Genomic DNA, 19400 nt, shown 5'->3' with positions numbered 1-19400 from the left:
CCACAAAACATCAGCTCAAAAGGAGAGCCCTTATGGTCTATCGCATGATTTTCAACCAGACCGCATACTTCGGCCGTGGCGCCATCAAGGAGATTCCGGCCGTTGCCAAGCAGCATGGATTCACCAAGGCCTTCATCGTGACCGACCCGGTCCTGCTCGAGACCGGCACCGCCGAGAAGGTCACCAAGGTTCTGGACGAGGCCGGCCTGCCCTACGAGGTCTTCTCCAACGTCAAGCCGAACCCGCCGGTCGAATGCATCAAGGACGGCGTGGCCAAGTTCGCCGATTCCGGCGCCGACTTCCTGATCGGTCTGGGCGGCGGCTCCCCGCAGGACACCTGCAAGGGCATCGGCATCATCACCGCGAACCCGGAATTCGCCGACGTGCTCTCGCTTGAGGGCGTGGCCGACACCAAGAACCCGTCCGTGCCGATCTTCGGCGTGCCGACCACCGCAGGCACCGCCTCCGAGACCACCATCAACTACGTGATCACCGACACCGAGAACAAGCGCAAGTTCGTGGCCGTCGACCCGCACGACATCCCGATCGTCGCCTTCGTGGACCCGGATCTGACCGACTCCATGCCGCGTGGCCTCAAGGTGGCCACCGGCCTCGACGCCCTGACCCACGCCATCGAGGGATACATCACGCCGGGCGCGTGGAGCCTGTCCGACTGCCTGTCGATGCAGACCATCCGCATGATCGCGAAGAACCTGGCCAAGTCCGCCGACGGCGACGTGCCGGCCGGCGAGCAGATGGCCTACGCCTCCTACATCACCGGCATGGCCTACTCCAACGTCGGCCTCGGCCTGGTGCACGGCATGGCCCACCCGCTGGGCGGCCGTCTGGGCGTGGCCCACGGCGTGGCCAACGGCATCCTGCTGGCCCCGGTCATGGAATACAACAAGGACTTCACCGGTGAGAAGTACCGCGATATCGCGGACGCCTTCGGTGTGGCTGACGCCTACACCGGCGACCTCGAGACCGTGCGCGAGGAGGCCGTGCAGGCCGTGCACAAGCTGACCGTGGACCTCAAGAACCCGACCACAATCTCCGAAGTGGGCGCCACCGAGGCCGATCTGGCCCCGCTCGCCCACGACGCCTTCAACGACGTGTGCACGCCGGGCAACCCGCGCAAGGCCACCGAAGAGGACATCCTCGCCATCTACAAGTCGCTGATGTGATGATCGGGCCGCACAGGCGATGATTCCCAGATCAGCTGGGCTGGTCGGGTATCGTCTGCGGCGGTGTTCGATGTGATGATTGGCTCCTCTCCCGTACATCCCGTACAGGAGAGGAGCCAATGTCATGTGAGGGGTTGATTGAGGGGCCAATCGAGGGGGTGAAGTGATAAGGGCCTGACCAACAGATTCCCGGTGCCACGAATTGTCGTCGCCGCAATCCTCAGACGTCGCGACTCATCTAGCAGCCTATTCGCCTCTAGCGTCCTGCTCGCCGTGCTTCTCGTCGTATTCCTCGTCGGTGGGGGTCTCGTCGTAGAGCTGCTTGCCCTGCGACTCGGCGAGCTCCATCTGCTCGTTGATCCACGCCGCCTCGGCGGGGTTGATGTCCGCAGTGCTCAGCACCTTCTGCCATACGGGGTAGAAGAGATGCATGGCCGGATACATGGCGGTGAACAGCAGCTCCGGCTTGTGCTTGCGCCAATGCTGCGGATGCGCGTCGAACGTGTTCTTGAATCGACGCATGTAATTGAGGAACGAGCTGAGCGACGTATCCATGCGCCGGGCGCTCATCGCCGCGATCATCCGGGGCGAGTAGACGGTCTTGAGTCCCTTGCCCAGCAGGTGCAGGGAGATGTCGATATCCTCATGCATCACATCGGCCTTGTCGCGGCACACCTCGCCGGCGATCTCGCGCCACGCGGAGGCACGCAATGCCATGTTCGAGCCGAACAGCAGCGGCTGGCCGCCGTCCGCGCGGTAGATGCGCTTGCGCAGCGAGTTGTCGCCCTTCAGCCCGAAATGACGGGACGGCATGTCGTAGTACATCACCGGTCCGGTGGCGCCCATCGCCGCCGGGTCCTCGGTGAAGATGCCGGAGACCACCTCCACCCAATCCGGGCGGATCATGCAGTCGGCGTCGAAACGGCCCAGCACGTCGCCCGTGGCGGCGTTCAGACCGTAGTTGCGGGTCGGAATGAGCCCCTGCTCGTCGTTCTGGTGCAGCAGCTTCACTGGGGCATCCGGGTGCTCCTCGATGAACCGATTCACGATCGCGCACGTCTCATCGGTCGAGCGGTTGTCCACCACCAGCACTTCGTATGGCATGACGGTCTGACGGGTGGCGTTGAGCAGACAGTCGCGAATGCGTTCGGCTTCGTTCCACGCGGGGATGACAATCGAAACGTTGAGCATACTGCCAAGGATAGGGAAGCGGGTGTACGCGCGAGCTGATTTCCCTGTTTCGATTCCTGCGGTTAATCGACAGTTCGGCAAGCCGGCGTCTGGCGTTCGCCAATACCGAGACTCCCGCGCTCTTCGTGGCGCTCGCTACAATGGGGAGCCATGAGCGAACGCGCGCGCAATCTGAACGACACCGTCAGACCGGATACGAATGACACAACGAACGCCGGACAGACGGGGCAATCGGCCCCGTCCGGCGACGAGAACCGTATCGACTTCGGCACACTGTTCCCGGCCAAAGGCGACCCGCGCCGGCCTCCGGAATGGTTCAGCCGCGCGCTGCTGTACGTGGCCATCGCCATCGTGGTGTTCGCGTTCTGCTGGCGCAGCTGGGGTGACATCTCCTACCTCGTGCTGGACATCATCATCTCGCTGTTCCTCGCGCTCGCCGTCGAACCGCTGGTGGTGACGATGGTGGCGCACGGCTGGAAACGTGGCGCCGCATCGGCGATTTCGCTGGTGGGACTCGCCGTGATCATCGTGACGCTGTTCACGCTGTTCGGCAACATGTTCGTCCAGCAGATGTTCGCCATGGTGCGTGGACTGCCCGCCATGTACGAGCAGATGCGCGACTGGGTGGACCAGTATGCCACGTTCAAGCTGCCGGAGATCAACAGCCTCGGCTCCGAAATCCTCAACAACATCCAGACCTCCTGGGTCACGGACTTCGCCGGCACCGCGATGAGCACGGTGGGTGGGTTGTTCGCGTTCCTGCTCAACCTCATGACCGTGGTCATGACCACGTACTACATCTCCGCCGCCGGCCCCAAGCTGCGCCGCTCGTTCTGCCAGTGGCTGGCGCCCGCCACACAGCGCCGGTTCCTGCTGGTGTGGACCGTGGTGCAGGGCCAGATCTCGTCGTTCCTGTTCTCGCGTTCGATTCTGGCGCTCATCAACGCCGCATGCACCGCCATCTTCCTCGAGGTGCTGCAGATTCCCTATTGGATGCCGCTGGCCCTGTTCTGCGGCGTGGTCTCCCAGTTCATCCCCACGGTCGGCACCTATATCGGCGGCGCGCTGCCGGTGCTCTTCGCCTTCGTCAACCGCGGATGGCCGTACGCCGTGGCCGTGCTGGTGTTCATCATCGTCTACCAGCAGATCGAGAACCTGATCCTCTCGCCGAAGATCTCCCAGCGCACGATGGACATCAACGCCGCCGTCGCCTTCCTGGCCGTGCTGGCGTTCGGCTCGCTGTTCGGCGCGCTCGGCGCCTTCCTCGCGCTGCCGGTCACCGCCTCCATCCAGGCGATCTTCCGCGTGTACACGAAGCGGTACGACCTGGTCGACTCCCCGTTGATGAACGACCCGACCGGCAAGAAGTCCAAGATCATCGCCGCATCCGAGGCGTTCGGCGAGCATGTGCTGCAGCCGATTGGCGAGCACATGCCGCGCGCCGCCAAGGGCACGAGCAGCCGGGTGCCGATGAACGAGGAGCTGCGTCTTCTGCAGGAGCAGATCTACGCCATCCCCGAACACGAGACCGACGAGTCGGGCACGGACGATTCCGCCACCGTGGCCATCCCGAAGAACGTGCTGTCGGCCAACGCGCGCAAGGGTCTGGGCCTGCGTGGCACCGGCGGGGCCGACGCTGCCGGTGACGGCGACGTGCCCGACACCGAAGGCATCCCGCAGCCGATGCATCTGCATGGCGGTTCATCCGGCAGGTACGACGATGCCGCGAATGCCGTGGACGCTCCGGGTGCCGATGATTCCGATGATTCTTCTGATTCCAATGAGTCCAATGAGCCCAATGATTCCAGTGACTCCGGCAATCGTGGCTCGTCCGACGGGCGTGACACGGCGACCCCCGGCAATCCGCGAGCGGGGTGGCGCTGATGACGCTGCTGACCGTACTTGACATCCTGCTGATGATCGTGGGCGGCGCCGGCGTGGTCTACCAGGCCGTCTGCATCGTCATGTCGCTGTTCGCGAAGCCCGTGCGCTTCCCCGAGGCGCCGATGACCACGCGGTACGCCGTGCTCATCTCCGCGCGCAACGAGGAGAACGTGATCGGCAACCTCATCGACTCCATCCGGGCGCAGACCTATCCGTCCGAACTCATCGACATCTGGCTCGTGGCGGACAACTGCACCGACCACACCGCCGATGTGGTGCGCGCCCGAGGATGCCATGTGGTCGAACGCCACAATCTCGAACAGGTCGGCAAGGGCTATGCGCTGAGCTACCTGCTCACGCACATGCTCGACACCGGCGTGGCCGACGACTACGACGCCTACTTCGTCTTCGACGCCGACAACAAACTCGACAAGCACTACTTCGAGGAGATGAACAAGGCCTTCTGCGCCGGCTTCAAGATCCTGACCAGCTACCGCAACTCGGTGAACCTCGCCGACAACTGGGTCTCCTCCGGCTCGGCCCTGTGGTTCATCCGCGAATCCCGTTTCCTGTCCAACTCGCGTATGATTCTCGGCTCCTCCTGCCATGTGGGCGGCACCGGCTTCATGTTCTCCCGCGAGATCATGAAGCGCAACAAGGGCTGGAAGTTCCATCTGCTCACCGAGGACCTCGAATTCACGATGGACTCCATTCTGCACGGCGACCGCGTGGGCTACTGCGGCACCGCGATCCTCTATGACGAGCAGCCGGTCACCTTCGCGCAGAGCTGGCGTCAGCGCCTGCGCTGGAGCAAGGGATTCCTGCAGGTATTCCGCTACTATGGGCCGGCGCTGCTCAAGCGTGCGGTGCGCGAGCGTGACTTCTCCTGCATCGACTTCACGCTGATGCTCTGCCCGTTCACCGTGCTCGGCGTGATTCGCATGCTCATGGGAGTGTTGTTCGCCGCGTTCGGGTTCGTCAGCTGGGCCAGCCAGCTCCAGTCGCTCGCCGGATGGTCGAACGGCATCGTGACGTCGGTTCTGGGTTTGATGGCCCTGGCCGCACTCACCATCATCGTGGAGCGCGACCAGATCGGTGCCACCAACAAGGAGCTGCTGGCCTACGTGCTGAGCTTCCCGATTTACATGCTGAGCTACGTGCCCATCTCCTTCCAGGCCATCTTCGCCAAGGCCCAGTGGAAGCCGATCACGCACAAGGGCTGAGCACCAAGGAAGTTCCCGGCCGGTTCCGACTGGCGTAGTCCCGAGTGAAGGCAGGATTGAGTCCTCACGAAGCGAAGTCCATAATCGCAGGACTGACTTGACCCGGTTAAATATGGCTTCCCAGCCATCGCTCCTGTCCTAACCTGCTCCCTCCCGACCTGTTTCAGGGCGGTTCTGGGCATATACGTACCAGTTATTCTGGGCATGTCGGGTACATGACAGAGGTTCTGGGCATATCCGTACCACGAAACACCGGGAATCGATGGTTTCGTGGTACGGATATGCCCAGAACCGCGAAACGGGCCCCGCAGATGGTGCGGATATACCCAGAATTCACCGGGAAATACTGCGGGATTCGGTCCGGGCGGACTATTGTAAAATCATGAGACTAGACAATAGCCTTGGGAATGTCGATTTCCAGCGGTCTCCAGCGCAGGAGATGCCGCAACCATACCCCGTCCAGCCGAATCCGGTGCCGTCAGGTTCGACTGCGCAGCCGCAGTATGTGACAGCAGGACAGGCTGTGCAGCCGGGACAGCCTGTGCCGGCAGGTCCGACTGCGCAGCCGCAGGTTCAGCCGCAGTACGCACCCGCCGCACAGGCTTGGCCGCCCGATCCGACCGCTGCGGTGTCCATCCGAGGCCTGTTCAAGCGCTTCGACCGCAAGGTCGCCGTCAACGGCCTTGCCCTTGACATCCCGGTCGGCTCGTTCTACGGGCTCGTCGGCCCCAATGGCGCGGGCAAGACGACCACGCTCAACATGGTCACCGGACTTCTGGTGCCGGACGCCGGCACTGCGATGATTCTGGGCCGCAACGTGTGGAGCGACGTGAACGCGGTCAAACGCATGATCGGCGTGATGCCCCAACCCGACCAGATCTTCGACCGGCTCACCGGCATGCAGCTGCTCGTCTATTCGGGCATGCTGCGTGGCATGCCGCGTGCCGAGGCCGCCTCCCGCGCCAAGGACCTGCTGGGCGCCTTCGATCTGGCCCAGGCCGCCAACACGATGGTCACCGATTATTCGGCCGGTATGACCAAGAAGATCTGTCTGGCCTCGGCGATGATCCACAGCCCGCGCATTCTGGTGCTCGACGAGCCGTTCGAGTCCGTGGACCCGGTCTCCAGCGCGAATCTCAAGGACATCCTCGTCGAATACGCCAAGACAGGCGGCACGGTGATCATCTCCTCGCACGTCATGGCCTTGGTCGAGCGGATGTGCACACATGTGGCCGTGGTCAACAACGGTCAAGTGTGCGCGGCTGGTACGGTCGAGCAGGTGGCGGCCGGCGAGGACCTTGAGGACCGGTTCCTCCAACTGGTCGGCGGCCGCCATGAAGCCGCCCACCTCGCTTGGCTCGACGGCGGTGCCCGCGACTCCGTTAGCGCTCTCGCTGGCGCACCTGTCGGCGCTCCTGTTGGCAACGCCGACGACGGCATCGCCCCCGACGGTCGCGGCGCTGCGGGCGCGACGGCCTCGGACCCTGCGGCTGCGCAGCCTGGGCCGGGCGCGCCATCGGGTGCGCCATCGAACGAATCGGGTGCGCGATGATCGCCACCGCACGCACGCTGGTCCGTCTGCGTTGGGCCCTGACCTGGGCCGCGCTCAGGAAGTCCGTATGGCAGACCGTGGGCTACATCATGGCCATGATGCTGGGGCTCGTCGCAATTGCCAGCACGGCGGTGGTCGCCTTGGCTGTAGGACTGCTGCCTCCATCCGCGCAACTCCATCCGGGCGAGCCACCCATCAATATCCTCGGCCCCTCCGGCGTCGTCAACATCGCGGTGGTGTTCCTTGGCGCAAGCCTGACGCTGATGGTCGGCGTGGTCCAGCTCATGCTGCTGGGCGAAGGCTCCACGATGAACCCGCAGAAATTCGCACTCTATGGCATACCCGACCGTGAGCTCCAGTTCGGATTGCTCGCGTCGGGACTGTCCGGCGTGCCGGCCATCACCGGTCTCATCGGCTTCATGGTATGGGCGTTCGCCTACCGTGCGATGGGTCCCGCCGCGGTGGTCGCCGCCCTGATTGCAGCGCCGCTGACCGTGATCACGATGATGAGCCTGTCCAAGCTGCTGCTCGCGCTGTCCACCACGCTCATCACGTCCAAACGCGGCAAAGGCGTGTTCTACATCGTCGTGATCCTGCTGTTCATCACCGCATGCCAGATTCCCAATATTCTGGTCAGCAACGGAGGCGTCAGCGACTTCGATCCCGAGTCCTTGAAGCCTGTCATGCAGGTCATGGCCTGGACGCCGCTCGCCGCCGCCTTCCAGATCCCCTTCGACGCGGCGTTCGGCAGCCCGCTCCTCCTGCTGGGCCGTGTGGCGGTGCTCGTCGCGACATGGGTGGTCTGCTTCGCCGGTTGCACCTGGTGCCTGCGCCATGAACGGCTGACCACCGGCGCCGCGACCCGCACCGTCACCGCCAAGGGCATCGGCGCGTTCGGCTGGATGCCCGATTCGGTGTCCGGCGCCGTCTCCGCGCGCTTGGTCACCTATCTCAGGCGCGACCCGCGTCAGGCCATGCTGTTCGCGATGCCGGTGTTCTTCGCGGTCATCTTCGGCCTGCAATCGCGGGGCGAAAGCATGATGGTCTGGCAGGCGCTCATCTGGTCCGGGTGGATGCTGTCCATTGCGGAGAGCAACGGCCTGTCCTACGACGGCCGCGGTTTCACGATGCAGGTCATTGCCGGGGTGCGAGGCATTGACGACCGGCGCGGGCGAGCCCGGGTCTATGTGCTCATTGCCACGGTCTACCTCACGGTTCTCGCCATCGCCATCGCCGTGTTCACAGGGGACTGGTCCGACCCCGAGCACAGGCTCATCGGCGTCCTGTTCTGGGCTATTGGCCTTGCCGAGGCCTTCTGCGGTCTGGGAATGGCCGAGGTCACCTCATGCGTGCTGATGTATCCGGTTCCCTCCATGGACAAGCCGTTCTCCTCGCCGCAGGGGGCGTGCCGTGGCCCAGGGGTTCTTCCCGTTCGCCTATCTGTTCGGCTCGCTGTTGCTGTTGCTGCCCACCGGCATCGTGGCGATCGTGCTCGTCGCCATCGGTGAGATATCGTTCTCGTATTGGGTGCTCATACCGGTCGCGCTGGCCAATGGCGTCGTCATGCTCGTGCTTGGGACGTGGATCGGCGGTAAGCTGTTGGATGCGCGAATGCTCTCGATCGTCTCCACGCTCGACTCGTTCGCATCATTGCAGCATTGACGGTCCCGTGCCGTCCGGCCCGACCCATGGCGGTCCGCAAGAGCCGGCCGGTCTCGAGGCCCGGCGAGCCGACCATGAAGGAGCATGATGGTATCCACAGCGGTGTCACGTCGTCAGCGGCGAGAAACCCAGCGTTCCGTCCGGTATTCTCATCGTCGGCAGCTCACCGTCGCCATCTCCTCGCTGGTCACCATCGCCCTGTTCGCCGGCTACTGCGTCGCCGATGTCACGGACGTTCTCCCCGGTCCGCTCACGCTGACGAATGTGAGCGAGCCGGCGTTCGCTGATCCGGCCACGGCGAAGGCCGGTGCGACCATCGCCGGCGATTTTGATGCGGCCAAGCCCATCGATGCGACGGCCGCCGCCCGACTCGTGGACGAACTGCTTGCGGCCGAAGGCGTCGGATCGGACGTCTCGGTGATCATCGAGGACGCCCAAGGCGCCGTGGCCGCGGAACATGAGGCCGGCACCGCGCGCGAGCCCGCCTCCACGATGAAGACGCTCACCGCGCTCGCCGCTTCGTCCACGCTCAACATGGCCTCCACGTTGGACACCCAGGTGTTCCTGACCCAGACCGATGGAGGAAACACCCTGACGCTCAAGGGCAACGGCGACATGCTGCTGGGGGCGGGCACATCCGACCCCGACCATATCAACGGACGCGCGGGGCTTGCCACACTCGCCGGGTCAGTGGCGTTGGCCCTTACGCAACGCGGCATCGACACCGTGCGGCTCGACTATGACGACTCCCTGTTCGGCGAGGAGCGTGTGCCGGCGGGGCTCAGGGCGTCCGATGGCACCGGGGACGTGACCTCGGGCGATTACACGATGTACTACACGCCGGTCTCGTCGATGGCCATCGACGGAGGACGCCAATATACGGACGCCCTGCCAGCGCCCGCCAATCCGGATGATTCTGGCGGATACCCGGAGCTTTCGCAACACACGGCCGCCGACGTGGCCGAGCGGTTCGCCGCGTTGCTCGCCGAACAGGGCATCACCGTGGACGGCGCGCCGACGGAGGGCTCCACGCCCGCCGGCGTCAGTCCGATCGCCTCGGTGAGCTCCGCCACGCTCGCCGAGATTCTGGCTTTCACGCTGCGGCATTCCGACAACACGCTCGCCGAGGAGTTCGGCCGGCTCACCGCACTGGCCACCGGCGCGCAGAACACTCCCGCCGGCGGCACCAAGGCCGTCCACGACGTACTGGACGGGCTCGGCATCGACACATCGGGTCTCACCATGGCCGACTGCTCCGGCCTGTCGCCCGATTCCAAACTCACCGTGCGCACGCTGGCCGCCGTGCAGCAGCGGAACCTGACGGCCGGAGGCGCGGCGGCCGCGGCCGAGGGACTGTCCATCGCCGGACTGGTGGGCACCGCGCAATACCGCTACGACGACGAGGCGGTGGCCGGGCTGCTGCGCGTCAAAACCGGCAGCCTCGCAAGCGTCACCTCGATGGCTGGCAATGTGTCTCGCACGAATGGGGGAGCGCTCGCCTTCGCCGTGGTGGTGAACAATCCGGAGGACATGGATGCGGCCCGCAGCGCCATCGACGCCTTCATCACCAAGCTGGCGGGGTTGTAGACATGCCGTACACTGCACGACTGCGCAAGGCGGTGGGTCTGTTGCGCGCCGCGCTGGCCGAGGCCGGACTGGAACGGCAGTCGCCCGAGTTCGCCCGTCATGGCGAGCATGCGGCGGCCGAGGATGCGCCGCTGGTGCTGGTGGCCTGCTCGGGAGGCCGTGATTCGATGGCGTTGGCGGCGGTCGCCCGTATCGTCTGCGCCTCGTTGGGGCTGCGTTGCGGCGCGGTGATTGTCGATCACGGGATGCAGGACGGCTCGGACCGGATCGCCGAAGCAGCGGCTTCGCGTTGCCGGACGCTCGGCCTTGCCCCGGTCCTCGTTCGCCCGATTGCCGTGCGAGAGAGCGGAGAGGGGCCGGAGGCGGCGGCCCGCGAGGCCCGGTACCGCGAACTCGTGGCCGTGGCGCACGAAAGCCATGCCGCCGCGTTGCTGCTGGCCCACACCATGGACGATCAGGCGGAGACGATGCTCATCGGACTGCTGCGCAATCGCGGCACCGATGCGCTCGCCGGCATGCCGGCCTCCTTCGCGCGCGGCGGAGTCGCGTTCCTTCGCCCGTGGCTCGCGCTCGCGCGTGTCGACACCACCGGTATCTGCGCCGATTTCGACCTTGAATATTGGGATGACCCGACCAACGGCGAGTCGGTCGTCGGCGAACTGCCGCGCGACTACCCGCTGCGTTCGCGCGTCCGGCATGACCTGCTGCCCGCCATCGCGCGGTTCGCCGGCGGCGACGTGACCCGTCATCTCGCCGAAAGCGCGGAGCTTGCCCGGCGGGACAAGGATTATCTGGACGAATGCGCGGACCGCGTGATGGCGCGCGCGGTCACGTTCGCCGGCGAACCGGCCGCCTCTCCTGTAATCGACGGCGGTATGGCGACGGCTCTTGACGGGGAGACCGTGCTGACGATCGACGCCCGCATGCTGGAGGCCGAGCATCCGGCGATCAGGGCTAGGGTGATCGCCCACGCGTTGGAACGGGCGGGGATTGCCGCGGGGGCCGCGCAGGTGGACGCCATCGGCCGGCTCGTCACCGATTGGCACGGTCAGGGTGCCGTGCGTCTTCCCAGAGGTTATTCAGCGAATCGCAAGAAACACGTCATTCGCGTGTGCCAAGATGGAGCGCATGCGAATCGCTGACGTTAGTGAAGATATTGACCACGAGCTGGTCAGCCGTGAACAGATCGATGCCAAAATCCGCGAGGTCGCCGCTCGGGCGAGCGAGGATTACCGAGGCAAGAACCCCCTGCTGGTGGCGGTGCTCAAGGGTGCCGTGAACACGATGGTGGAGTTCTCCCAGGCCATGAGCATCCCCGTGCAGATTGATTTCATGAGCCTTTCGAGCTATGGCTCGGGTACCGTGTCCAGCGGTCAGGTGACGGTCCGCCAGGATTTGTCCGCCGATGTTCGCGGCCGGCACATTCTCATCGTGGAGGATATCATCGATTCAGGAAACACGCTCGCCTGGCTGGTCGGGGAGCTCAAGCGCCGCGGTGCCGCCTCCGTGGATGTGTTCGCGCTGCTGAGCAAGCCCTCCCGCCGCGAGGTGGACGTGGACGTGAAGTACGCCGGTTTTGAGATTCCCGACGAATTCGTGGTGGGCTTCGGTCTCGATTACGACGAGCGCTACCGCAATCTCGAATCCATCGCGGTCCTCAAGCCGTCCGTGTACCAAGGAGAATAACGTATGAGCTTCCCCCAGGGTCCTGGGCCGGGCAACGGGAACAACCCGAACCCGAACAACCGCAATAACGGCAACCCGTTCACCAACCCCTTCAACCGGGGCGGCGGCAAGGGCGGCAACGGCAACAACGGCGACCGCCCGTTCTGGCAGTCACCATGGCTGTGGGGCGCGGTGCTGGTGGTCATGTGCGTGCTGATGTTCCAGATGTTCGCCGGTGCGGGCACCAAGACCATCGATACGAAGGACGGCTTCGCGCTGCTCAACCAGGGCAAGGCCACCTACGCCGAGATCACCGACAACAAGCAGGTGGTCCGCCTCGAGCTCAAGGACGACTTCACCAAGAAGAACCCGGACACCGGCAAGACCACCAACTACGGCAAGGACGTGCAGTTCTACTACACCTTCGCACAGGGCGCGCAGGTGGCCAAGGCCGTCGAGAACGGCGACCTTTCCAAGGGCTGGACCTCCAACATCCAGCAGACGAGCATGCTGAGCTATCTGCTCACCTCCATCCTGCCGTTCATCATCTTCTTCGCCCTGTTCTGGTGGCTTATGAGCCGTATGGGCGGCGCGTCCGGCATGATGGGCATGGGCCGCAAGAACAACGGCAAGCTGCTCGAAGGCCAGACGCCAACCACCAAGTTCTCCGATGTGGCCGGTGAGGACGAGGCGCTCGCCGAGGTCGAGGAGATCAAGGACTTCCTCAAGGACCCGTCCAAGTACAAGGCTCTGGGCGCACGCATCCCGCGCGGCGTGCTGCTCTACGGTCCCCCTGGAACCGGTAAGACCCTGCTCGCGCGTGCCATCGCCGGTGAGGCGGGCGTGCCGTTCTACGCGATGGCCGGCTCCGACTTCGTCGAGATGTTCGTCGGCCTTGGCGCCTCCCGTGTGCGCGACCTGTTCGACGAGGCCAAGAAGAACGCGCCCGCCATCATCTTCATCGACGAGATCGATGCCGTGGGCCGCAAGCGCGGCTCCGGCATGGGCGGCGGCCACGACGAGCGCGAGCAAACCCTGAACCAGCTGCTCGTGGAGATGGACGGCTTCGACAACGACACCAACCTCATCATCATCGCCGCCACCAATCGTCCCGACGTGCTTGACCCCGCCTTGCTGCGCCCGGGCCGTTTCGACCGTCAGGTGGGCGTGGCCGCGCCGGACCTCGAAGGCCGCGAGGCGATCCTCAAGGTGCACGCCAAGGGTAAGCCGTTCGTGCCGGACGTGGACCTGCACATGGTGGCTGTGCGCACGCCGGGCTTCACCGGCGCGGACCTCGCCAACGTGCTCAATGAGGCAGCGCTGCTGTGCGCCCGTGCCGGCGCCCAGCTCATCGACAACCGTGCCATCGACGAGGCCATCGACCGCGTGCAGGCCGGTCCGCGCCGCAAGTCCAAGGGCATGGCCCTTGACGAGCTGCGCAACACCGCATACCACGAGGGTGGCCATGCGCTGGTCGCCGCCGCGCTGCACGACACCGACCCGGTGACCAAGGTGACCATCCTGCCGCGAGGCCGCGCGCTCGGCTACACCGCCGTGATGCCTACCTCCGACCGATACTCGCAGTCGCGCAACCAGCTGCTCGACCAGATGGCCTACGCGATGGGCGGCCGCACCGCCGAGGAGATCGTGTTCCACGACCCGACCACCGGCGCGTCGAACGACATCGAGAAGGCCACGAAGATCGCCCGCACGATGATCACGCAGTATGGCTTCTCCACCAAGCTCGGCGCCATCAAGTGGGCGGACGATGACGAACAAAGCTCCGACTTCGACGGTCTGGGCCCGCACAAGTATTCCGAGCGCACCGCCGAGACCATCGACGCGGAAGTGCTGCAGCTTGTGGAGACCGCGCACACCGAGGCGTGGAACATCATCAACGACAACCGTGATATCCTCGACGAACTCGTGCGCCAGCTGCTCGTCAAGGAGACGCTGAACGAGAAGGAACTCGCCGAGATTTTCGCGCCGATCAAGAAGGCGCCGGTTCGTCCGGTGTGGCTTTCCAACGACCGCCGCCCCGATTCGGACAGGCCGCCGGTGGAGATTCCGGAGAGCCTCAAGCGTTCGGTCGGTATGAAGACCGGGGAGTGACGTCGCCCCGCGAGGGAACAATGCGTCGAAACACGGGCCCGCAAGTCTGACTTGTATCATGCAAACAGACTGCGGGCCCGTGCGTTTGGCCGTCAGTGGCCGCCGCGGCTGGCCGGTGTGACCGTCGCGTTTGGCCAGCGCGGCCAGCGCGGCCATCGCGACCGGGCGCCGGAGTGCGGTCCTGTCCACGACCGATACGGGCTGACGGGCGGCCGCTGCGCCCATATGGCGGCGTATCGGTGGCATAGTGGATGGATAAGCGGAAATGGAGAGAAGATGAGCGAGATCACGAATGAGCCGAACTCCGAGGAGCCCTTGGAGTCTCTGGAGTCCCGCAACCCCCGGGAAGCGCACTACGACGAGGACGGCGTGCGCGAGGCCGTACGCCTGTTCCTGAAGTCCATCGGCGAGGACCCTGATCGCGAGGGATTGAGGGAGACCCCGGACCGCATCGCGCGCGCCGGCCGCGAATTGTTCGCGGGACTCGGCGCGTCCCCGGCTGATGTGCTGGAGAAGCATTTCGACGTGGACACCGACGAATTGGTGCTCGTCAAGGACATCGAACTGTATTCGGTGTGCGAGCATCACCTGCTGCCGTTCCATGGCGTGGCCCATGTGGGCTACATCCCCGCCAAGGACGGCGTGATGGGCCTGAGCAAACTCGCCCGTCTGGTGGAGGTGTACGCGCGCCGGCCGCAGGTGCAGGAGCGCCTCACCCAGCAGATCGCCGATGCTCTGGTCGAATACGCCGGTGCGCGCGGTGTGATCGTGGTGACCGAATGCGAACACCTGTGCATGTCGATGCGCGGCGTCAGGAAGTCCTCCGCACGCACGGTCACCTCGGCGGTGCGCGGTCTGCTGCGCAACCCCGCCACCCGCGCCGAGGCCATGAGCCTGATACTTGATCGGTGACCGCGTGCCGGCCGATGCGTAAGCGGGCATGAACGGGTGTACACGCGTGATACAGGAGGGAAAACATGACTGATGTGAATCTGCAGGCATTGCACGATGTTGAGCACACCCTGGTGATGGGCGTGCTCAACATCACCGAGGACTCGTTCTCGGATGGCGGGCTGTGGCTCGACCCGGACAAGGCCGCCCAGCACGGGCGCGACATGATGGCCGCCGGAGCGGACATCATCGACATCGGCGCCGAATCCACCCGGCCCGGCGCCAAGCGCGTCTCCGAGGAGGATGAGCACCGGCGCATCACCGGCGCCGTCGAGGCGCTGATCCCCGCCGGCGCAGTGCTGTCCATCGACACCACCCGCGCTTCGGTGGCGGCCGCCGCACTGGAACGCGGCGCCCAGATCATCAACGACGTCTCAGGTGGCACGCTCGACGCCGAGCTGCCGCATGTGGTGGCCGACCACGACTGCCTGTACATCGTGCAGCATTGGCGCGGCTGGCTCGCCGGCTCCAAGGGAGCCAACCCGGATCAGGACACCTCGGTGTACGAGCACGGCGTGCTGCAGGACGTCCACGACGAACTCATGCGTCAGGTGGATGGCGTGCTGGCCGCGGGCGTGCGACCGGAACGCATCATCATCGATCCCGGTCTGGGATTCTCGAAGCCGGGCATCGGCCACAACCTGCCCCTGCTGACCGGGCTCGAGACCTTCCGCGCCACTGGATACCCGGTGCTCATCGGACAGTCCCGCAAGCGCTTCATCTCCGCCATGCTGGCCGAGGCGGGCGTGGACGAGCCCACGATGGCCGACCGTGACGGGGTGACGGCCGGCCTGTCCGCGATGTGCGCGGAACACGGGGCCTGGGCCGTGCGCGTGCACGACGTGGCCGCGAGCCGGTCCGCCGTCATCGCCGGCAACGTGTGGCGCGCATACCGGCAGTCACAGGACTGAACCGGCGGAATAAGCGGAATCGACGGAATCGACCGAATAGACCCAGCGTCAGGCACCTCATCGACGTTCGACGTAGTATCGGCGCATCATCAGCGCATCTGGCGGAGTCAGGACAGAAAGCGAATCATATGGACATCATCCGACTGACCGGCGTACATGCCAACGGCACCCACGGCGTGCTGCCTTTTGAACATGAGCGCGCCCAGACCTTCAGCGCGGACGCCACGCTGTATCTGGACCTTGCCGCGGCAGGTCGCACCGACGCCCTCGCCGACACCGTGGACTACGGCCGCGCGGCCAAGGAGATCGTCGCCGTGATCGAAGGCCCCCATGTGGACCTCATCGAGAGGATGGCCCAGCTCATCGCCGATCGGCTGTTGGCGATGAAGCCGGTCGTCAAGGTGGATGTGACCGTGCACAAGCCGCACGCGCCCATCACCGTGCCCTTCGGCGACGTGTCCGTGTCCATCACCCGCGTGCGCGATGAGGCGGGGTGGGGCGTTCCGGCCGGAGACGCTGCGGAGTCGCCCGCTGCGACATCGGTGGTGCCGGTGGTGCCGGCGGTGACGGACGCTCCGGCGCGAATGCATAAGGCAGTGGTGGCGCTGGGCGGCAATATCGGCGAGGTGGACGCCACGCTGCGTGCCGCCGTGCGGGAGATCGACGGATTGCCCGGCACGCAGGTGACCGGCATCTCCCCGCTGTTCCGCACCGCCGCGTGGGGCATGGCGGACGGGGCACCCGACTTCCTCAACGCGGTGGTCGAGCTGGAGACCACGATGGGTCCGCACGCGTTGCTGGCCGCATTGCAGGGTATCGAGGCCGATCATGGCCGCACCAGGGAGCATCATTGGGATTCCCGGCCGCTGGATCTGGACATCATCGACTTCGATGGCATCACCAGCGCCGACGAGGACTTGGCGTTGCCGCACCCACGCGCATGGCAGCGTGCCTTCGTGCTTGCGCCGTGGCATGCGCTCGATCCCAACGCGCGTCTGGCCGGGGCGCATGGCGGGCTGGTTCACGACCTGCTGGCCGCGGCTCCCGATCGGGATGCGGTCAAGCTGGTCGCCGACGACTGGATGTTGGCCGGGCGTTCCGATGGTGACCGGGAACCGTCACCCGCATCGGATGCGATGGGGGATTCCGGCGCAGGGGCTGGGACGTCGCGGCCGTCATCGATGCCGTCGTCACCGGAGCCGGTCTCCCGCTGGGCCGTCATCTCGATGGACTCCACCTCCACGGACGCCGAACGGCTGTTCCGCGAGGCCATCGTGACCATCGACGGCATCCCCGGCAATCAGGTGGAGGGCATCTCGCCGCTGTACCATGTGGCCCATTTCGATGGGCCGGATGCCATGAGCGCGGTGATTCGCGTCGAAACCAAACTGCCGGCTGCGGACCTCATCGCCGTGTTGGGGACCGTCGAGTCCGCCCAGGAAGGGCTTCTCGACCTCGATCTGGTGGACATGGAGGGCGTGGTCGCGGACGAGCCGGACTGTCGTGTACCGTGGCCGTCCGCCCGTTCGCATGCCTCGGTACTGGCCCCGTGGCTCGACATGGACCCAAATGCCGCACTCGGCGGCGATCCGGTGTCGTTCCTGCTGGCCATGGCGCCGGATGCGGCACAGGTGGGGCTGCTGTCCGATAATTGGATACTCGCGCCGCGCTGAGCGAAACGACGCGGGGTGCGCGTCTGTGGCGGCAGGCCGGAGGATAGTCTGGATACGGCGGAGTCGCGCGCGGCCCTGCGGCCACGCATGTGGCGGGTACGCGGCCAGTCGGGTACGTGGCCATATGTATGGTCATGTACCCAGCTCTGCACGCAGTCACACACGTCAGTCATACAGGTAAGGAGCATTGATGAAGGCACGACGGACACCATGGTGGCAGTATGTGATCGCCGTCGCACTCGGCCTGCTGGCGGGCATCGGACTGGCCTCCTATGGGGAGAGCTCCGGACTGTCGCTCATCGGTGCGCCGTGGATCGTGGCCATCCTGCTCGCCGTGCTGGGCGTCGCGGTGCTGGTGATGGCACTGCAAGTGCACAAATACGCGAACACCGATTCCAAGAAGAGGCCGCACAGCTTCGTGAATCCGACCATGGCGGTGTACACGCTGGTGCTGGCCAAGGCGCTCGGACTCGCGGGCGCGGCGCTCGCCGGCTGGTATGGTGGTCAGATTCTTATGAGCGTCGGGCATTTCGAGGCGCCGTTCTACCATGACGCGATCATCGAATGCGCGGTGTCGGCCGTGGTGTGCGTGGCCGACATGATCATCGGCATCATCGGCGAATGGCTGTGCCAGCTCCCGCCGAACGAGGGGCCGGAGAACCCCAAGATCAAGGCGGCGGCACGCCGTCAGTCCGCCGCGCAGGCATACAAGCAGTAACCGGGCGGCGGCTCCTGCTGCTTGTAGGCCACTGCTTGTAGGCCACTGTGATATCGGGTTGGCTACTCGGCTGCTCCGCGACCTCGCTTCCGACCGCCTCCGGCGCTACTTCGATTCCGGTACGCGGACCATGGCCTCCTGGGCGATGGCGGCCACCAGCTCGCCGTCCTGCGAGTAGACCTTGGCCAGCCCGAGCCCGCGGCCGTGCGCGGCGGTGGGCGTGTCCTGCACGTAGAGGTGCCACTGGTTGATGTCCACGTCGCGGTACCACCACATCGAGTGGTCGAGCGAGGCATAGGAGATGCCCGGCGTCGCAATGGACAGACCGGCGCGACGCAGCACCGGCTCCATCATCACCTGATCGCATCCGAGCGCCAGCATCGCACGATGCATGACCTGCGGCACGTCCACATGGCCATCGGCCCTCATCCACACCATCTGCTTGCCGGAATCGCGCTCGGCGGATTCCTTGTCGGGGCGAAGCATGATCGTCGGCGTGATGTGGCGGATGTCGAACGGCGACTTCTCGGCGTAATAGTCGGCGAACGGCGATTTGTCGGCGAACGGTTCCATCAGCTGCTTGGCGGACTTGAGCGTTTCCGGGTCCGGCAGTCCGGTGGGCATCGGATCGGCGAATTCGACGCCCTTCTGGCCGGCCTCCTGGAACGAGGCGATGGCGGTGAGGATCGGTCCGTCGGACTGGGTCACGTTGACCCGGCGCGAGGAGAACGAACGGCCGTCGCGCAGCGTCTCCACATCAAACAACAGATCCTGACGGATGTCGCCGGCCGCGATGAAGTAGCCGTGGATCGAATTCGGCAGACGCGAGGGCGCCACGGTCTTGGAGGCGGCGACCATCGACTGGGCGATCACTTGGCCGCCATAGACGCGGCCAGTGGGGAAGTAGAGGCTTTCGCCGTTGATATAGGTATGGTCGCGATATGCGGAAGGCTCGCCCAATGTGAGTACCTTCACCAGATGATCCAGCGGCGTGACGGTGACGGTATGGGCCATGATTCCTCGATTCATGTGTAGGGTTCGTTTTTCGCTGCTGGTTGGCAGTTTACGCATCGGCGGTTAAGAGAGG

14 protein-coding genes and 1 pseudogene are annotated in these 19400 nt (G+C 65.3%); 13 read left to right on the top strand and 2 right to left on the bottom strand.

What is annotated here, in order from left to right; genetic code table 11:
- Positions 1–32: 32 nt before the first annotated feature.
- Positions 33–1184 (top strand): lactaldehyde reductase, encoded by a 1152-nt coding sequence (fucO, locus tag BG22_RS09980; RefSeq protein ID WP_140495220.1) that lies wholly within the window; start codon positions 33–35, stop codon positions 1182–1184.
- Positions 1185–1430: 246 nt separating this feature from the next.
- Here fucO and BG22_RS09975 read toward each other — a convergent pair whose 3' ends face one another.
- Entirely contained in the window at positions 1431–2375 is a 945-nt protein-coding gene (locus BG22_RS09975) for a glycosyltransferase family 2 protein (protein ID WP_140495218.1), read from the bottom strand.
- 150 nt (positions 2376–2525) lie between these two features.
- Between BG22_RS09975 and BG22_RS09970 the strand changes: the two genes are divergently transcribed.
- The 12 genes and pseudogenes from BG22_RS09970 to BG22_RS09915 all read left to right on the top strand — a co-directional run bounded on the left by BG22_RS09970 (position 2526) and on the right by BG22_RS09915 (position 18313).
- Entirely contained in the window at positions 2526–4259 is a 1734-nt protein-coding gene (locus BG22_RS09970; RefSeq protein WP_140495216.1) for an AI-2E family transporter, read from the top strand.
- Positions 4259–5482 (top strand): glycosyltransferase, encoded by a 1224-nt coding sequence (locus tag BG22_RS09965; protein WP_140495214.1) that lies wholly within the window; start codon positions 4259–4261, stop codon positions 5480–5482. Before BG22_RS09970 ends, BG22_RS09965 begins: the two co-directional genes overlap by 1 nt.
- A 439-nt stretch (positions 5483–5921) precedes the next feature.
- Complete coding sequence (locus tag BG22_RS09960) at positions 5922–7034, top strand: ABC transporter ATP-binding protein (RefSeq protein WP_258186329.1); 1113 nt, start codon at positions 5922–5924, stop codon at positions 7032–7034.
- Positions 7031–8696 (top strand): annotated as a pseudogene (locus tag BG22_RS09955) (ABC transporter permease). Before BG22_RS09960 ends, BG22_RS09955 begins: the two are co-directional and overlap by 4 nt.
- Positions 8697–8783: 87 nt before the next feature.
- Entirely contained in the window at positions 8784–10283 is a 1500-nt protein-coding gene (locus BG22_RS09950) for a D-alanyl-D-alanine carboxypeptidase/D-alanyl-D-alanine-endopeptidase (RefSeq protein WP_140495224.1), read from the top strand.
- Between the two features lie 2 nt (positions 10284–10285).
- Positions 10286–11425: a tRNA lysidine(34) synthetase TilS gene (gene tilS / locus BG22_RS09945; RefSeq protein WP_140495212.1), complete on the top strand. Its 1140-nt coding sequence runs from the start codon at positions 10286–10288 to the stop codon at positions 11423–11425.
- Positions 11412–11969 carry a hypoxanthine phosphoribosyltransferase gene (gene hpt, locus BG22_RS09940; RefSeq protein ID WP_140495210.1) on the top strand — a complete coding sequence of 186 codons (558 nt, stop codon included), beginning with the start codon at positions 11412–11414 and terminating at the stop codon, positions 11967–11969. The genes tilS and hpt overlap by 14 nt, the downstream gene beginning before the upstream one ends.
- Positions 11970–11972: 3 nt before the next feature.
- Positions 11973–14060, top strand: coding sequence for an ATP-dependent zinc metalloprotease FtsH (gene ftsH / locus BG22_RS09935; RefSeq protein ID WP_140495208.1), 2088 nt, complete (start codon positions 11973–11975; stop codon positions 14058–14060).
- A 276-nt stretch (positions 14061–14336) separates the two neighbouring features.
- On the top strand, positions 14337–14972 hold the full coding sequence (gene folE / locus BG22_RS09930; protein WP_258186325.1) for a GTP cyclohydrolase I FolE: 636 nt from the start codon (positions 14337–14339) through the stop codon (positions 14970–14972).
- 65 nt (positions 14973–15037) lie between these two features.
- Positions 15038–15922, top strand: coding sequence for a dihydropteroate synthase (gene folP / locus BG22_RS09925; RefSeq protein WP_140495206.1), 885 nt, complete (start codon positions 15038–15040; stop codon positions 15920–15922).
- A gap of 128 nt (positions 15923–16050) precedes the next feature.
- Entirely contained in the window at positions 16051–17595 is a 1545-nt protein-coding gene (gene folK / locus BG22_RS09920) for a 2-amino-4-hydroxy-6-hydroxymethyldihydropteridine diphosphokinase (RefSeq protein ID WP_140495204.1), read from the top strand.
- 190 nt (positions 17596–17785) lie between these two features.
- Positions 17786–18313 (top strand): DUF3180 domain-containing protein, encoded by a 528-nt coding sequence (locus tag BG22_RS09915; RefSeq protein ID WP_140495203.1) that lies wholly within the window; start codon positions 17786–17788, stop codon positions 18311–18313.
- 105 nt (positions 18314–18418) lie between these two features.
- Here BG22_RS09915 and BG22_RS09910 read toward each other — a convergent pair whose 3' ends face one another.
- Positions 18419–19327, bottom strand: a complete 909-nt coding sequence (locus BG22_RS09910) for an acyl-CoA thioesterase II (RefSeq protein ID WP_094667196.1) — start codon at positions 19325–19327, stop codon at positions 18419–18421.
- Positions 19328–19400: the final 73 nt, after the last annotated feature.

This window comes from Bifidobacterium sp. UTBIF-78 (assembly GCF_006408945.1).
GTDB classification, from domain to species: Bacteria; Actinomycetota; Actinomycetes; order Actinomycetales; family Bifidobacteriaceae; genus Bifidobacterium; species Bifidobacterium myosotis.
Note: the sequence above shows the minus strand (reverse complement) of the source record. Positions and strands in the feature narration are given on the sequence as shown.

What these genes read in the sequence shown, in the direction of transcription:
- fucO (WP_140495220.1), top strand. Translation starts at nt 33, where the DNA reads ATGGTCTATCGCATGATTTTCAACCAGACCGCATACTTCGGCCGTGGC.
- BG22_RS09975 (WP_140495218.1), bottom strand. Translation starts at nt 2,375, where the DNA reads ATGCTCAACGTTTCGATTGTCATCCCCGCGTGGAACGAAGCCGAACGC.
- BG22_RS09970 (WP_140495216.1), top strand. Translation starts at nt 2,526, where the DNA reads ATGAGCGAACGCGCGCGCAATCTGAACGACACCGTCAGACCGGATACG.
- BG22_RS09965 (WP_140495214.1), top strand. Translation starts at nt 4,259, where the DNA reads ATGACGCTGCTGACCGTACTTGACATCCTGCTGATGATCGTGGGCGGC.
- BG22_RS09960 (WP_258186329.1), top strand. Translation starts at nt 5,922, where the DNA reads ATGCCGCAACCATACCCCGTCCAGCCGAATCCGGTGCCGTCAGGTTCG.
- BG22_RS09950 (WP_140495224.1), top strand. Translation starts at nt 8,784, where the DNA reads ATGGTATCCACAGCGGTGTCACGTCGTCAGCGGCGAGAAACCCAGCGT.
- tilS (WP_140495212.1), top strand. Translation starts at nt 10,286, where the DNA reads ATGCCGTACACTGCACGACTGCGCAAGGCGGTGGGTCTGTTGCGCGCC.
- hpt (WP_140495210.1), top strand. Translation starts at nt 11,412, where the DNA reads ATGCGAATCGCTGACGTTAGTGAAGATATTGACCACGAGCTGGTCAGC.
- ftsH (WP_140495208.1), top strand. Translation starts at nt 11,973, where the DNA reads ATGAGCTTCCCCCAGGGTCCTGGGCCGGGCAACGGGAACAACCCGAAC.
- folE (WP_258186325.1), top strand. Translation starts at nt 14,337, where the DNA reads ATGAGCGAGATCACGAATGAGCCGAACTCCGAGGAGCCCTTGGAGTCT.
- folP (WP_140495206.1), top strand. Translation starts at nt 15,038, where the DNA reads ATGACTGATGTGAATCTGCAGGCATTGCACGATGTTGAGCACACCCTG.
- folK (WP_140495204.1), top strand. Translation starts at nt 16,051, where the DNA reads ATGGACATCATCCGACTGACCGGCGTACATGCCAACGGCACCCACGGC.
- BG22_RS09915 (WP_140495203.1), top strand. Translation starts at nt 17,786, where the DNA reads ATGAAGGCACGACGGACACCATGGTGGCAGTATGTGATCGCCGTCGCA.
- BG22_RS09910 (WP_094667196.1), bottom strand. Translation starts at nt 19,327, where the DNA reads ATGGCCCATACCGTCACCGTCACGCCGCTGGATCATCTGGTGAAGGTA.